General features: G+C 69.8%; 15 protein-coding genes. 11 read left to right on the top strand and 4 right to left on the bottom strand.

Going from position 1 to position 15,121, the window contains the following annotated elements; genetic code table 11:
* On the bottom strand, positions 1 to 487 hold a 487-nt coding region (locus ACWCSU_RS26425; RefSeq protein ID WP_449938355.1), incomplete at its 3' end, for a hypothetical protein.
* 111 nt (positions 488 to 598) lie between these two features.
* On the opposite strand from ACWCSU_RS26425, the gene ACWCSU_RS26420 reads away from it, so the two are divergent.
* Positions 599 to 1,354, top strand: coding sequence for a class I SAM-dependent methyltransferase (locus ACWCSU_RS26420; RefSeq protein ID WP_449938353.1), 756 nt, complete (start codon positions 599 to 601; stop codon positions 1,352 to 1,354).
* 571 nt (positions 1,355 to 1,925) lie between these two features.
* Here the strand turns inward: ACWCSU_RS26420 and ACWCSU_RS26415 are convergent.
* Positions 1,926 to 4,091, bottom strand: a complete 2,166-nt coding sequence (locus ACWCSU_RS26415; protein WP_449938350.1) for an NACHT domain-containing protein — start codon at positions 4,089 to 4,091, stop codon at positions 1,926 to 1,928.
* Positions 4,092 to 4,373: 282 nt separating this feature from the next.
* On the opposite strand from ACWCSU_RS26415, the gene ACWCSU_RS26410 reads away from it, so the two are divergent.
* The 7 genes from ACWCSU_RS26410 (at position 4,374) to ACWCSU_RS26380 (ending at position 10,503) form a co-directional block, all read left to right on the top strand.
* Positions 4,374 to 4,859 (top strand): recombinase family protein, encoded by a 486-nt coding sequence (locus ACWCSU_RS26410; RefSeq protein ID WP_449938349.1) that lies wholly within the window; start codon positions 4,374 to 4,376, stop codon positions 4,857 to 4,859.
* Positions 4,856 to 5,014 (top strand): hypothetical protein, encoded by a 159-nt coding sequence (locus tag ACWCSU_RS26405; protein WP_449938347.1) that lies wholly within the window; start codon positions 4,856 to 4,858, stop codon positions 5,012 to 5,014. The genes ACWCSU_RS26410 and ACWCSU_RS26405 overlap by 4 nt, the downstream gene beginning before the upstream one ends.
* Before the next feature lie 40 nt (positions 5,015 to 5,054).
* Entirely contained in the window at positions 5,055 to 6,539 is a 1,485-nt protein-coding gene (locus ACWCSU_RS26400) for a Mu transposase C-terminal domain-containing protein (protein ID WP_449938345.1), read from the top strand.
* Between the two features lie 13 nt (positions 6,540 to 6,552).
* Positions 6,553 to 7,389, top strand: a complete 837-nt coding sequence (locus tag ACWCSU_RS26395) for an AAA family ATPase (protein ID WP_449938343.1) — start codon at positions 6,553 to 6,555, stop codon at positions 7,387 to 7,389.
* 15 nt (positions 7,390 to 7,404) lie between these two features.
* Positions 7,405 to 8,361 (top strand): D-alanine--D-alanine ligase family protein, encoded by a 957-nt coding sequence (locus ACWCSU_RS26390; RefSeq protein WP_449938340.1) that lies wholly within the window; start codon positions 7,405 to 7,407, stop codon positions 8,359 to 8,361.
* Entirely contained in the window at positions 8,358 to 9,737 is a 1,380-nt protein-coding gene (locus tag ACWCSU_RS26385) for a UDP-N-acetylmuramoyl-tripeptide--D-alanyl-D-alanine ligase (protein ID WP_449938338.1), read from the top strand. Before ACWCSU_RS26390 ends, ACWCSU_RS26385 begins: the two co-directional genes overlap by 4 nt.
* Before the next feature lie 73 nt (positions 9,738 to 9,810).
* Positions 9,811 to 10,503, top strand: a complete 693-nt coding sequence (locus ACWCSU_RS26380) for an aspartate/glutamate racemase family protein (protein ID WP_357703834.1) — start codon at positions 9,811 to 9,813, stop codon at positions 10,501 to 10,503.
* A gap of 1 nt (position 10,504) precedes the next feature.
* Here the strand turns inward: ACWCSU_RS26380 and ACWCSU_RS26375 are convergent, their stop codons facing one another.
* Positions 10,505 to 12,361: a hypothetical protein gene (locus tag ACWCSU_RS26375; RefSeq protein WP_449938337.1), complete on the bottom strand. Its 1,857-nt coding sequence runs from the start codon at positions 12,359 to 12,361 to the stop codon at positions 10,505 to 10,507.
* Between the two features lie 6 nt (positions 12,362 to 12,367).
* The gene (vanY-N, locus tag ACWCSU_RS26370; RefSeq protein WP_357703830.1) at positions 12,368 to 12,931 is read right to left on the bottom strand and encodes a D,D-peptidase/D,D-carboxypeptidase VanY-N; all 564 of its coding nucleotides are present in this window, start codon (positions 12,929 to 12,931) and stop codon (positions 12,368 to 12,370) included.
* On the opposite strand from vanY-N, the gene ACWCSU_RS26365 reads away from it, so the two are divergent.
* Genes ACWCSU_RS26365 through ACWCSU_RS26355 form a run of 3 tightly spaced genes read left to right on the top strand, consistent with a single transcriptional unit; the run spans position 12,827 to position 15,097 of the window.
* A complete protein-coding gene (locus ACWCSU_RS26365; protein WP_449938335.1) occupies positions 12,827 to 13,513 on the top strand; it encodes an AAA family ATPase in 687 nt (228 codons plus the stop codon). The two genes, vanY-N and ACWCSU_RS26365, sit on opposite strands and share 105 nt — an antisense overlap.
* Positions 13,471 to 14,037: an RNA polymerase sigma factor gene (locus ACWCSU_RS26360; RefSeq protein ID WP_357703826.1), complete on the top strand. Its 567-nt coding sequence runs from the start codon at positions 13,471 to 13,473 to the stop codon at positions 14,035 to 14,037. The genes ACWCSU_RS26365 and ACWCSU_RS26360 overlap by 43 nt, the downstream gene beginning before the upstream one ends.
* Entirely contained in the window at positions 14,030 to 15,097 is a 1,068-nt protein-coding gene (locus ACWCSU_RS26355; RefSeq protein WP_449938332.1) for a CU044_5270 family protein, read from the top strand. The genes ACWCSU_RS26360 and ACWCSU_RS26355 overlap by 8 nt, the downstream gene beginning before the upstream one ends.
* The last annotated feature ends 24 nt before the right edge of the window (positions 15,098 to 15,121 follow it).

Genomic DNA, 15,121 nt, shown 5'->3' with positions numbered 1-15,121 from the left:
CTCTTGCCAGCGGCGGCGGGGGCCGGGCGGCCCGCCGCGCCCGCCCCCCCCGCGCCTGGTCCCACGTGACGGTCGCGGAGGCCGCCCCGGCCGTGGCCGCCACGTTGAGCGGCAGCCCCAGCATGCCGAGCGCCGGCGGGGACGCCTCCAGCCAGCACTGCGCGAACACCAGCGCCGACACCGTACGGCCGGAGGCCGTGGCGGTGATCTCGGCGACGCCGGGCCGGTCGGCGACGTAACTGCCGGCCGCGTCGACGGCGCCGGGCCCGGCGGTGACCTTCCAGGTGACCGGCGCGGTGGGCAGGCCGAAGAACGTCACCTTGAAGGAGACCGGCTTGCCGACCTCGACGTCCGCGCGGGGCGGGTCCACGGCGATCCCGGCGAACCCGCCGCCTGCGTCGCGGGTCTTCCAGGACTGGTCGATGAGCCGGTCGAAGTGGGTCTCCCCGCCGCCCAGCCACGTGCTCGCGCGCAGGTACGCGTCCACCCGGATCCCCAGCCACTCCTCCCACCAGGGGTTCCCCTCCGAGACCCCTGCCCATCACACCTGCGTACGACGACGGAGTGTCGTCCGTGACTGATGGGCCACAATGGCCTGATGTCTGCCACGCCCGAGAAGTACGTTGAGACCGCATCTTCGCCCCGATTCAACGACTACGACAGGATGGCCGAGGGGTACACGACCGAGAACGAGACCAGCCTCACAAATGCGTACTACGAGCGTCCCGCGATGCTGGAGCTTGCCGGGAACGTAACCGGAAGGCGCATCCTCGACGCCGGCTGCGGCTCAGGCCCCCTGTTCTCCGCGCTGCGCGATCGAGGCGCCACCGTCACCGGCGTCGACGCGAGCGCCGGGATGCTGGAGCAGGCCCGGCAGCGGCTGGGCGCCGACGCGGATCTGCAGTTCGCTGACCTGGCCGACCCATTGCCCTTCCTTGACGAGGCGTTCGACGACGTCATCGCGTCCCTGGTGCTGCACTACCTGGAAGACTGGGGACCGACGCTGGCCGAGCTGCGGCGCGTGCTGAAGCCAGGTGGCCGACTCCTCGTCTCGGTCCATCACCCCTTCGGCATTACGCTCATGCAGCACATGGCTGGAGAAAAGTTCAAGTACTTCGAGACCTGCAGCCGGACCGACGAATGGACCAGAGGTGGGCAGACCGTCCAAATGAAGTTCTGGGACCGGCCGTTGCACGCGATGACCGAAGCCTTCACCGCGGCAGGCTTTCGCATCAGTGTCATCAGCGAACCACCGTTTGTGCCGGAAGCCCGCGAACTGTTCCCCGAGGAGCTCCGCGAGATCACCGGCACGAGGTTTCTGTGCTTCCTGTTCTTCGTTCTCGAAGCCAGCTAGAAGCTCCGTAACGATCATTTGTTCATGGCTTCGCGCTTCAGTGGGCGATTCCTGCCGACTGAAGCGCTAAGTCGCACTCGAAGCGTGTCGGGATCAGGTGGTTTCCCGACCGGCTCCCGACGCCTCATAAAACCGGACACTACGGGATGAAATATCGCTCTGGGCGGCTGATTTCCAGCGAAGACTGACGACAGGCTTTCCCGACAGACAGAACGGGGCGCCACGCCCCTTTCCGAGGAGTCCCGCCACCACCTCCAAGATCCCCGCCCTGGACCGCCACGCGTTGGCAAGATCGCCGCCAAGGCGCACCCCGGCGACACCCCCACCGTCTCCGCCGCCAACGACGCCACCACAGACCTGACGCCTTCGGGAGCAGGACGTCCTTGTGACCGGCAACACTCAATGGCCGCGGATCTGCGCCGCTATCTGGCCGCAGCGTGACGCACAGTCAGTTAGTCCTGATCACGAGGGCGTCGCGGGCGGCGTCGATGACCTCAACGGTGATCCGGCCGACGTCATATGACGGCCCGCACGGCGTCGCCGTGCGACGCTTCGGAGCGTCACTGCATGCTCAATCTTCGCTGGGAGGTAGGGCAGCCAGGTGGTCCTGTAGCTCTGCGTGTCGAAACTGGTAGATGGAACCGACAGCCCGCAATAGTCCGAGGCGGTGGGCGTCGTCGAGGAAGGCCATGAGGTTGCGGGGGGTGTTACCGCTCTTGGCTAGACGTCGAGCAACGACGGAGTAGGCGGTCCATGCGTGGTGCTTCCCACCCATGAGTCCGACCACGGCCCCGCCCACGAAGCCGATGACGAAGCCGAACCTGTCCATGAATTCAGTGATGAGCCCGTCGGTGAACCAGGCTATGGATCCCACCATCAGGCCGACCATCAGCCCGGCCAGGATCACGCGAAACAGGGTAAGGGTTCTGTCGGTATTCCAAGTGGACGTGGGGGTTGTTGCAGTGGCGACTGCTGCGGGTTGTTCCATCCATCGGAGTAGCCCGGACACGACCGCACCCACAAACCCGAACGGGGGGCCAAAAAGGAGCCCGTACATGAGCCCGAGCTCGATCCCGAGCCCGATGTCGTTGTCGAGAAGCCCCTCCGTCAGACCAGTCACCAGACCAGTCACCAGGCCAAGTACCAACCCGAGCACGGACCCGGCCCAGAATCGCCTGGCGGAGTGTTTCTTGAGCGTACGGAAACGTAGTTCGACGTAACCGGGCTCCTCGGTGAACCATCGTCTACTGACGATCTTACCTGTGAGTCCGGCTATGAGCCCTGACATGAGCCCGAGTACAGGCGCGGCCACGATGCCGGTGAAGAAGAGCTCAGCCCAGGCCATGAGCCCAAACCCGACCCCGAACCCGAGTCCGGCCACGAGTCCGAAACGGGTGGTGGCGTGTCGTTTCTGGACGGGTGTCAGGGCATGCTCGGCGAGTCGCCACCAGGCTAGGTCGCGGGTGTTGTGGGTAGTGAGCAAGCGCGCCAGGTAGGTCAGATGATGGCGGGCTTGGTCGGGGTTCCAGGTGTGGCGGGGCCGGAAGTGGTCGGTCGGGTCTGTGCTCGGGGGTCTGTTGGTGATGGCAGCGGGGATTAGCTGGTCCAGCAGTTGCGTGCGTAACCTTGCTGGATCGTCACCGAGCGGGCCGATCAGCGGAGCAGGGTCGGTGACAGTGGCGATGTACACGGCGCGAATCAGCCACAGTCCTAGCGCTGTGGAAGCCACCTCAGCGAGTCCCGGCTTCTGCCTGCGTCTCAGGCGATCCAGGGCCGGTTCCCAGTCGTGCTGGGGCCGAGGAGGTAGACAGTCACGCAAGTAGCCGGCTGCGATGGCTGGAGTGATGGGAGCCGGGACTATCACGGCCGCGCCGGGAAGTACGTCACCGGCCTGGCGTACCGCACCGGCCAGCTCACGGGTTCGGGTGGTGAGGACTAACCCGTCGCCTTCGGCCAGTGAACCCGCCAGGCGGGATACGGTCGCGGCGCGTGATGGTTCGGGCAGTTCGTCCAGGCCGTCGAGGATAGGCAGGATGTGCCCGCGGTCGACCAGGGCCCTGGCCGCGCCGGGCCCGAACTCCGGAGCTGACAGTGCCGGGTAGTCCTGACCGAGGCGGACCGCGAGCCAGTCCTGCAACCGGGGGGAGACGGTGGTGTCCCAGCCGGCGATCGGGAGCAGCACCGGCACCTGCTCGACCGGCCGCCGGTCAGGGCGGGTCAACTCCAGCAGCAGCTGCACCGCCAGTGTGGTCTTCCCACTGCCCGCATCTCCGGAGATCACTAGCCGGCGGCGGTGCAGCGCCAGGAAGTCCTCGGCGAACTCGGGGATCTGGTCGCTGACCCCGCTGAAACTGAACGGCAGACGCCCGACAAGGTGGGGGTGGTCCATCAGCGCGGGGTCCTCGGTCAGGTGCCAGGAGACCGGGATTGGGGTCGGATCGCCCAGCGACCGCACGAGCGATTCTGCGCGCCATTGCTGGGCGACCAGATCGGTCAGGGTCTGTTTGGCCGCGCCTAGTTGGTCGGGCAGCGCCACGCGGGGCTGCGCCGTCCGGCGCGCCCAGCCGGTCACCGAAGCCACGATCACGACCGCGGACAACGCCACCGCCGCCAGGTCCGCCCAATTGACCGTTTCACCAGGGGCGAGATTACGTGCCACCACGACCACCACGATGGTCAACGCGACCAGCGTGGCAGCGGTGGCCAGGAAAGGTAACCAGGGTCCGCGCCGGTTCACGGGCAATATTCTGTCGCGTTTGTCCGCGCCTGGACGATGATGAACACAAAAGGTGATCGGAGGGTTACCAGGAAAGCGCCCGGTGCTTCGTTGCTATTGACGTTGGGTGCTGGCACGACGCAAAGGACGGGCTTGGCTGGTCTCAAATCCATGCTTTCGAGACGCGACCCGGGCTCACCCCCGGCAGAGACATCCCCGCAGGTCGGCCAGTCTCATAAGTTGGTCTCGAAAGCGGTTCTCGTAACCCTTGTCACGGCGTCAGCTTTCGATACCACGAGGTTCGTGGACTTCGGCTATGCCCGGGTCAGCACCACCGCTCAAGATCTCACCCGGCAGATCGACACCCTCAAGGCCGCCGGCATCCCCGAAGAGCTCATCTGGTCCGATCGGCGTACCGGCGCAACGATGGCCCGCGACGGCGTGGAGGACCTGCTGCGCCGCGTGCCGCCGCACGCCGGTCACCGGATCACCGTCGTGACCTTGGACCGGCTCGGGCGCAACATGCGCGAGTGCCTCAACCTGGCCCACGACCTGACCGAGCGCGGCATCGGCCTGCGCACGCTCGAGGATCAGATCCCGGTGGACACCAGCGTGCCCGGCCCGGCCGCGGACATGGCCATCGCGCTGCTGGCGATGTTCGCGCAGATGGAGCGGATCTACATGCTGGAGCGGGCTGCCAGCGCCCGGGCGGCCAAGGAGGCCCGCGGCCTGCCCACCGGGCGGCCGCCCAGACGACCGCTCAGCAGCGCGCGGCAGCCGCCGCGATGATCGCCTCTGGTATCAAGATTGCAGACGTCGCCGCCGGGTTCGGCATCGGCAGATCCACCTTGGACAAGGCGCTGAGCAGGCAGCGTGTGGAGGCCCAGGCCGCGCTCTCCGGCGACCTGCCCGAGGAGGAGGCAGCACAACCAGAGGCCGGCTGACCACTCCCCGGCAGGCCTGGTCCCCGGTTACCGTGAAGCCATGACCGGGCCCGGTGCGGGGGTGGAGCCGTCGCCGCCGCTGGCGCAGTTGACTGTGACCGCGCGCCAGGAGGCCGTGCGGCGGCTCGGGATCTTGCAGCCGCACCTGGAAGATGCCGTCGCGTTGTCCGAGGTCGCCCACACGGGCAAGATCTCGGTGCGGACGGCCCGGCGGCGGGCGGCGCGCTACCGCCGGGGTGGCCTGGCCGCTCTCGCTCCTCGTCCCCGCGACGACATCGGCCGCCGACGTATGCCCGAGCAACTGCAACGGATGATCGAGGCCCTGGCCCTGCGCACGCCGCGGCTCAGCGCAGCCGCCGTGCATCGCCGCGTCCAGGAGCTGGCTCCCGAGCACGGCTGGCCGGTCCCCAGCTATCGCACAGTGGTCAACGTGATCGCGGCCCTCGATCCGGCGCTCACGTGCCTGGCCCACGAGGGCCGCAAGCGCTACGCCGACGCCTTCGAGCTGATCGGCCGCCGGGAGGTGGACGCGCCGAACGCCAGCTGGCAGGCCGACCACACCGAGCTGGACTTCTACATCCTGACCGAGGACGGCACCCCGGCCCGGCCCTGGCTCACGCTGATCCTCGACGAATACTCCCGGGCGATCGCCGCCCACCGGCTCAGCCTGGAGGCGCCCAGCGCCATCGGCACCGCCCTGACGCTGCGGCGGGCGATCTGGCGCAAGGGCGACCCGCACTGGCAGATCTGCGGGATCCCCGCGGTCTTCTACACCGACCACGGCTCCGACTTCACCTCCCAGCACCTGGAACAAGTCGCCGCCGACCTGAAGATCCGCCTGGTGTTCTCCCTGCCCGGCCAGCCGCGCGGCCGTGGAAAGATCGAGCGACTGTTCGCCACCGTGCACCAGATGTGCCTGTCGGCGCTGCCCGGCTACGCGCCCGCCGGCCTGCCCAACCGCGCCGGCCAGGCCCGGCTGAGCCTGACCCAGCTCGACGAGGCCCTGAACGCTTGGATCATCGGCGACTACCACCTGCGCATCCACCCCGAAACCCGCCAGCCACCGGCCGCTCGCTGGGCACAGGGCGGGTTCCTGCCGCAGATGCCCGACTCCCTGGAACAGCTGGACCTGCTGCTGCTCACCGTGGCCAAGCCCCGCAAGATCCACCCCGACGGCATCCACGCCTTCGGCCTGCGCTACCTGGACCCCACGCTGGCCGCGTTCGTCGGAGAAAGCGTCGTCATCCGGTACGACCCCCGCGACCTGGCCGAACTACGGGTCTTTCACCGCGGCGTCTTCATCTGCCGGGCGATCTGCGCCGAACTGGCCGGCACCACCATCAGCATGCGGGAAATCATCGCGGCCCGCCGCGCCCGCCGCCGTCAGCTCACCCAGGACCTGGCCCAACGCGCCACCCTGGTCGACCAGCTGCTCGCCCACCGCACCGGCCTTCCCGCGACCGCCCGCGAGCTCGCCCCACCGGCACCCGCGCAACGCCGGTTGAAGATCTACACCGAGGAGTAGAGGAGCATGACCCGTGCCCACCACGCGCTCCAACCCCAACCGGAAAGCCGTGCGGCGCGGACCACGCCCCACCCCGCCAATGCCGAACCTGATCTCCACCAAAGAGCACCGCCGGTTCTGCGAGTTCGCCGACACCGTGCGCACCTCCCGCTACATCGGCCTGTGCTACGGCCCCGCCGGCGTCGGCAAAACCTTGTCGGCCCACTCCTACGCGCGCTGGCCAGAACAACGCCCGCTGCTAGAGATGCCCCACGCCCTGGCCGACTGGTTCCACGCCGGCGCAAACCGGTCCGACTGGCACACCGTGCTCTACACGCCTCTGATCAACACCCCGCCCCGACGGGCCCTCACCGACCTGACCGACCTGACCAACCGCCACGCCATGGTCCGCGCCCGCGACATCGACGACCCCAAGCGCGAGACCTACCTCCACGGCGCCAGCCTCTACACCGAACTCGTCATCATCGATGAGTCCGAACGGCTCACCACTCGCGCCATCGAGCAGGTCCGCGACTTCTACGACCGCAGCAGCCTCGGGCTGATCCTCATCGGCATGCCCGGCATCGAAAAACGCCTGGCCCGCTACCCCCAGCTCTACAGCCGCATCGGCTTCGTCCACCACTACCGCACCCTGGCCGCCGACGAACTAGCCACCGTCCTGACCGTGGAGCCAGGCGCACCCGCAGGCGGCAGGACGGCTGCTCTCCCAGCGCCAAGCCTGGGAGATGGGCGTGGACATCTTCGGCCCACTCATGCGCCCATAGCCGGAAATTGGACAGTGAATGGCCTGGGAACTGGTCAGGTGAAATGCCGACACTCGGCGGGCAGGTCCTGCGACCGTCCCACCTAGGAAGGCTGATCGATAGTGACAGAACGCGTACGCGTGGCGGTGCTGGCCGGCGGGCCGTCCGCCGAGCACGAGGTGTCGCTGCTGTCGGCACACGCCGTGCTCGACGCCCTGCCGAAAGAGCTGTACGAGCCCGTGCCCGTCATCATCGACCGCCAGGGCAGGTGGCCGGTGGAGCTGCGACGCGATCAGGTGGACGTGGTCTTCCCGGTGCTGCACGGACCGTTCGGCGAGGACGGCGTCGTCCAGGGGCACCTGGAGACGCTGGGCATCCCGTACGTGGGTTGCGGCGTCCTGGCCTCCGCCGTGGCGATGGACAAGGTCGCGATGCGGCGCGCGTTCCTGGCGGAGGGCATCCCTGTCACCCCGGGTGTGTGGTTCACCGAGCACGAATGGCGCGCCACCCTCGACTCCTGGGGGCTGGTGAAGTCGCTCGACTGGCCGATGTACGTGAAACCGTCCGGTCTGGGCTCCTCCATCGGCATCTCGCGTGTCACCACGATGGAGGAGCTGCGCGCGGGTGTGGAGCTGGCGCTGACCCACGACCGGTTGGTCATCGTCGAGCAGGAGGTGGCCGCGCGCGAGCTCATCTGCAGCGTGCTCGGCGGTCATGACTTCCCGGAGGCGTCGCTGCCCGGCGAGCTCCTCGTGCCAGGCGACTGGCTCGACTACGAGGCCAAGTACCTCAGCAATGCCGAGATCGCCACGATCCCCGCCGTCCTGCCTGAACGCGTGGCCGAGGACGTGCGCGAGATGTCGCTGCGCGCCTTCCAGGCGATCGGCGGTTACGGCCTGGCCAGGGTCGACTTCCTCTACGAGGAGGAGTCGGGACGCCTGTACGTGCTGGAGATCAACACCATGCCCGGCTTCACGGCCCGTTCCATCTACGCCAGGGCCTGGGCCGAGAGCGGTGTCCCGTACCCGGATCTGCTGCGCCGCCTCATCGACCTCGCGTTCGCCCGGAGCGGCAAGTGATCGCCACGACGCTGGAGAGGATCGCGCAGGTCGTCGGCGCGAGCCTGCACGACGTGCGCGAGCCGCGGGCGCTGGTGACGGCGCCCGCGGCAGTCGATTCGCGCGAGGTGGTGCCCGGCGGCCTGTTCGCCGCGACGGTCGGCGCCCGCGTCGACGGCCACGACTACGCGGCCCGTGCCGTCGCGGGCGGCGCCGTCGCCGTGCTGGCCTCGCGGCCCGTCGGCGTGCCCGCCCTCGTGGTCGACGACGTACAGCTCGCGCTCGGCGTGCTGGCCAAGCACCTGCTCGGACGCATCAGTCCGACCGTGATCGGTCTGACCGGCTCCGTGGGCAAGACCACCACCAAGGACCTGCTGGCGCAGGTGCTCGAACGGCACGCCGAGACGGTCGCCACGGACAGGTCGTTCAACAACGAGCTCGGCCTGCCGCTCACCGTGCTGCGCGCCGATGCCGCCACCCGGTACCTGGTGCTGGAGATGGGGGCGAGCAGGAAGGGCGACCTGACGTACCTGACCGGACTCGCGCCACCGCGGCTTGGGCTGGTGCTCAATGTCGGCAGCGCGCACATGGAGCGCATGGGATCCGGGCCGGCCGACATAGCCGAGGCCAAAGGCGAGCTGGTCGAGGCGCTCCCGGCGGACGGGTTCGCGCTGCTCAACGCCGACGACCCGTACGTCGTCGGGATGGCCGGCCGTACCAGGGCCAAGGTCCTGCTGTACGGCGCGGCGGCGGGAGCACAGGTGCGGGCGGAAGGCGTGCGGATGGACGACCGCGCGCGGCCCGCGTTCGAGCTGGTGACGCCGGACGGCAGCGCCCCGGTCACGCTCGACCTCATAGGCGAGCATCAGGTGGGCAACGCGCTGGCCGCCGCCGCCGTGGCCACCGCGCTCGGCCTGGGCGCCGCCGAGATCGCCGAGGGACTGAACGCCGCCCGGCGGCGCTCCGCGGGCCGGTTGGAGATCGTCGAACGACGTGACGGCATCACCATCGTCAACGACGCCTACAACGCCAGCCCCGAGTCCATGAAGGCCGGGCTGCGGGCGGTGCGGGCGGTGGCGGGCGCCCGCCGTACCGTCGCCGTGCTCGGTGCGATGGGGCAGCAGGCGGACACCTCGCGCGCCCGGCACGCCGAGATTGGCCGGCTCGTCGCCGACCTCCGCTTCGACGTGCTGATCGCGGTAGGGGAGGGGGATCCGCTCGCGATGGCGTGGGCGGCGGAGTCCGCGAACCGGGGCGTGGCCGTCCACACGGTCGAGGACGTGTCCGGCGCCACCGAGCTGGCCGGCTCGCTGCTCGAACCGGGCGACGTGGTGTTCGTCAAGGCCTCAAGCGAGATCGGGCTCGGCGCCTGCGCCCGCGCGCTGGCCGACGCCTGAACAGCTTCTGTTCTGCCGAATGACCAGCCCCCCTGTCAAGCCTTCCGGCGACGAGCCGGCGAAACGGAGTTCCATGCGCACCATCGGTCTTATCGGCGGGTTGAGCTGGGAATCGACGGTGATCTACTACCAGATCATCAACCAGCGCACCCGCGAGCACCTCGGCGGCAGCCATTCCGCCAACAGCCTCATCTGGTCGGTCGACTACACGACGGTCGAGGACCTCATCTTCGCCGACCGCTGGGACGAGGTGAGCACGTTGCTGACCGGTGCGGGCAGGCGACTGGAGGATTCCGGCGCCGACGTCCTGCTCGTCTGCAGCAACACCTTCAGCCGGGTGAGCGACGACGTGGAGCGGGCCGTGGGCGTGCCGGTGCTGCACATCGCCGACACCGTGGGCGCCGAGATCCGCGCCAGGGGCATGCGCAAGGTCGGCCTGCTCGGCACCAGGTTCACCATGGAGGAGCCCTTCTACCTGGATCGGCTGGCCGCCCACGGCGTCGAGGTGGTCGTCCCACGTCGCGAACAGCGGAAGCTGGTCCACGACGTGATCTTCGACGAGCTGGTGCGCGGGGTGATCAGGGAAACGTCCAGGGACGCCTACGCGCGGATCATCCAGGACCTCGCCGACGACGGCGCGGAGGGCGTCGTCCTGGGCTGCACGGAGATCGAGCTGCTGATCAGTGAGAAGCACAGCCCGATCCCTGTGCTGCCGAGCGCCCGGCTGCACGCCGAGGCGGCGGTCGGTTTCGCCCTCGCCGAGTGATTCACGTACGGCTGGTGCCGTACAGCTCGCGGTGCCACAGGTCGGCGCAGACCCGTTCGATGCCGGCCGCCAGGTGGCGGCGGTAGGTGGTGAAGGGGATGCCGAGCCGTTCCGCGGCCAGCTCCTGCGTGGGCGTACCGCAGAGGAACGTGACGGACAGCGCCCGGTGGAACTTGACCGAGCGCGGGTCCTCGCTCAGGTCGCCGATCGCCTGGCGCAGCAGGTCACCCAGTGCCGTGGCGGGATTCTGCTCATCGGCGACCAGCCTGGTGCGCGTCAGGGGGGAGGTGGCCAGCTCGTCCGGCCGCGGCAACCTGCGCAACGCTCCGCGGACCGCGTCGGCGAACTCCTCCCTGGACAGCACCGCCAGTCTCGCCGTCGCCGCGCCAGGGCCGCTCGCGGGCCTCCTGACCATCTGCTCCAGCCACGCCTGCGCGGGCACCGCCCGCCAGTCGTGAACGAACAGGCCGCCGGAGATGTCACGCATCCCGTGATACCGCTCCGTCCGTGCTTCGATGTACGACCAGGCCAGCCGTTCGGCCCGCAGACAGTTGCCGAGCGCTCGCCACTGGATCAGGTCCAGCAACACCGAGTTACCGCGGTACGGCGGAAGCACCCACTGCCTGCTGACCGCCAGGTGCTCACCGGCGCGCAGCGGGGTGGTGGCGCGCGCGTGCGCCCACGCCGCGGCCACGACGGGATCGGCCGCCAGCTCCTCCTCATCGAGCTCCGTCAACCGCAGCCACGCGGAGAGAGCCACCGGCTCGCCCGTCTCGGCGCTTCGATAGAGGCGGAACGCTTCCGGCTGACGCTCCACCCAGAATGCCGCTGCCTGTACCAGGATGCCGGCCTCCGCCTGTGGCAAGGCCCCTTCCTGGAACTCGCCGTCGCCGGTAGGCGGCCCGTGGTGGAGATGGAGCAGTGCCGCCACCGCGCCGGGCACGTCCGCGTCGCTCGCCGTACGCACCCTGTCCGCCACGCGCGCGTGCACGCGCTCGTGCATCACCGTGTACGCCTCGGGGTCCCGCCAGCGCAGGTCCGCCTCCAGCAGCCGCCGGACCACGCCGTGCGGGAACAGCCCGAGACCGCTCGATTCGACGAACGGCAACCGCCGCAGCCAGCGGAACAGCGTCCCCGCGTCCTCGGGGAAGGCCACCCGCAGCAGGTCCTCCGTCGTCGTGTACGCGTGCGCGCAGATCTCCAGGGCACGCCGGTGCGCGGCCGAGGGCAGCTCGCCCACCAGCTGATCCAGCAACTCGGCCACCAGGTCCTGATCAGGCCTCCATCGCCCGCCGTCCTTCGCCGCCACGGCCGCCCCCAGGAGCAGCGCCAGCGGGTGACCGCCGGCGAAGGCGAGCAGCGGCTCGCGCACCTCGGCCGGCACGCCGGCGGCGTCCAGCAGGGTGTGCGCGTCCGCGGCCCGCAGATCGCGCAGCGGCAGCACCTCCAGCGACCCCGCCCATGCCGGGTCCGCCTGCCAGCGCACATCCGGCGGGTTCCGTCCCGCGATCACCACCAGCGCCCCCGCGGGCACCCGCGGCAGGAACCGTTCACGCAGCCACCCCTCCAGGCTCTGCACGCGGTCGAAACCGTCGAACAGCAGCACCGCGTCGTCCTGGCAGGCCGCCGGGTCCATCAGGCGCTCGTCCAGCATGGACACGGGCCGCCCCGCCGTCTCGGCCTCGTCGGCGAAGCGCCGCAGCAGGGCCGACTTCCCGATGCCGCCCGGACCGTGCACGTACAGGACGCTGCGGGCGCCGCTGTACAGCGCCGTGGCGAAAACCGCGAGCTCCTCCTCCCGCCCCACGAACGCCATCTCGCGCGCCGCGCGCAGCCGCCGCCCCAGAGAACCGGACATGGATCGCTACCCCTTCTCAAAGAGGTGGTGCACGCCGGGGTGGGGGAGCCGTCGCGGCGGTATGCCCCGCCTGTCCGGGCGGTGCTCGAAATGCCACCACTCGTTGTCGTACAGGCGGTAGAGGTCGTAGCGGGCGCCGTGTTCCTCCAGCCAGCGAGCGCCTTCGTGCGGGCGCACGTCCAGGGCGATGCCCTTGACGTGGCTGGACTCGGCCGGTGGCAGCACGAGCATGCGGGCCAGGAACGGAGAGCCGGAGCGGCGCACCTCGTCGTCGAACATCCGCTGCTGGACGACGGGGTCGCGGTATCCGGAGGTGACGCCGATGAGCTGGCCGTGACGCCACAGCGCCTCGGTGCGTGCCGCGGTGAACGCGGCCATCGCGCCGTCGGTGAGCCCGGCGAGGTTCTCGGCGGGGAATCGCATCCGCAACGCCCAGCGGCAGGCCAGTTCGCGGGCGCGGCCTGGATGGCGAACGAAGGCTGGCGGCAGCAGCAGCACGGCGAGCACCAGCGTGGCCGCGGCGTACAGCCTGTCTCGGGGCCGGGGAGGGATGGTGCGTGGTTCGTCCATGACGAACCACCATTGGCGCCAAATATGAGCGCGTCGTCCGCCGAATGTCACCGTTTGTCGACGGCCCCAGGCTGTGCGCCTCTCGCCGTCGAGCGTTCGGCGTGGGAGAGCCGCGGCCTGGTGGTCGCCGGCGGCCCCGGCCCGGACGGCGTGAACGTCCGAGTGGTCGACGAAGGCGCGATCGTCGATGACCGGCAACTGGCCGCCCTGCTGAGCGAGGCCAGACGCACCGTCACCAAGGTGGTGCTGATCGGCGACCCGGTCCAGCTGCGGTGCTTGGTTCGTGCTCCTCAACAGAGAGCGACACGAGTCCAATCACAGGACACAAGGGGACTTCAGACGCCGCATGAGCGCGAGGCCTGCCTGCCTGTCGGGACCTTCCCACAGGCCCCCGACTACCGCGAGGAATTTGTTGTAGAGGGCAGACGCAGAGCCGCTGCCGCGGCAGAAATCGCAGGGCGCCGGTGTGAACCTTTCGGCGGGGCAGCGGTAAGAACAGGTGAATCTGCCCGCACCCGCGATAAGGAGCTGACCCGTTCATGGCCGAACCGGCGACAGCCGAGGCCGCCGACAGCGACCTGATCCACCGCTCCCTGCGGGAGCCGCAGGCATTCGCCGCGCTGTTCGACCGGCATGCTCCCGCCCTGCACCGTTACGCGGCGCGCAGGCTCGGTCCGGGAGCGGCCGAGGACGTGGTGTCCGAGACGTTCCTGGCGGCGTTCGAGCACCGGCACCGCTACCGGTCCTGCCAGGACGACGCCCGGCCCTGGTTGTACGGCATCGCCTCGAACGTGATCGGCAAGAGGCGCAGGCGTGAGGAGGCCCGTTACCGGGCGTACGTGCGTGGTGGCGTACATCCGGCGGAGATCGGCGGCGGGCTGGTGGAGGACAGCGTGAACACGCTCGCGGTGAACAAGCCGCTGGTGGCGGCCCTGGCCGGGTTAGGCGCCGGCGACCGGGACACGCTGCTGCTGGTGGCGTGGGCGGGGCTGACGTACGAGGCGGTGGCCGAGGCGCTGGACGTCCCGGTCGGGACTGTCCGCTCCCGGCTCAACCGGGCGCGCAGGAAGATCCGGCAGGCTCTGGAAGGGACGGACCATGAATGAGATGGAGGACCTCGGCCGCCTGTGGGCCGATGAGCCCGAGCCGAGCGCGCACGACCTGGCGGCGGCCCGGGCTGCCCTGATGTCCACGATCGCCCGTCCCGGCGGACGGGGAGTGCTCGCCCGACCGCGTGGCCGTGGGGTGCTCGCCCGTCCCGGCGCCTTCCTGCGTACCAGGCGAGTCGCCCTGGCCGGCGCCATGGCAGCGGCGCTCACCGTTGGCATCCTCGCCGCCCAGGTGGGCCTGGGCGGCACCGACCCGGGCAACCCGCTCGCCGCGCCGCCCGCCGACGCTCAGACGCTGCTCAAGCTGGCCGCGCGGGCCGCCGCCGAGCAGCCGGACACGGTGCCGGCCTCCGGCCAGTACGTGCACACCAGAATGCTGGCCCAGCGCAGCCTGTTCGCGCCGGACGAGGCCGGCACGCGGCAGTACACGAAGGTGATGGTCAACGAGGAACGCTGGGAGGCCGCTGACGTCGGCAAGCCCTGGCTGAGCCGCGAGCAGTCCGTGTCGGCCACGGGACCGGCGCCCCGCAACCGCTGGGACCACGGCGTCGAGGACACCGTGTACGAACCCGCGGCCTGCCCCGGCCAACCGGCCTACGCCCGGCTGCGCAGCTGGCCCACGGACCCCGCGCAGGTGCGCGCGAAGATCGTGGCCGACATGGGCCCGGATCCGCTGCGCATGTGGTCCTCCCTCCAGGGCCTGGTCACCGAGTCGGTGGTTCGCCCCAGTCTGAGCGCCGCGCTCTACCAGGTGGCCGCGGGGCTGGACGGCATCGTGCTCATCCCCGACGCCGTGGACGTCGCCGGTCGGCCCGGCCTGGCCGTCGGGATGGACCAGGGCGACGGCAGGCGCTCGGACCTGATCTTCGACAAGCGCACCTATCGCTACCTGGGCGAGCGCACGGTGAACACCGCGGACAGAAAGGCGAAAATGCCCTTCGGCGAGGTCATCGAGCGGAAGGGCAAGGTGAACGGCACCGCGGTGCTCGCCGTCGATGTCGTCCCCGGTCTGCCCGAGGTGTCGCCGAACGCGTCCCGCGTGCAGATCCCCTGCTGAGACTTTCCCCCGATCCGGCCTTTC

The sequence above is a fragment of the Nonomuraea sp. NPDC001699 genome (assembly GCF_053596455.1).
The sequence above is the reverse complement of the archived record's forward strand: the minus strand, read 5'-3'. Positions and strand labels throughout refer to the sequence as shown.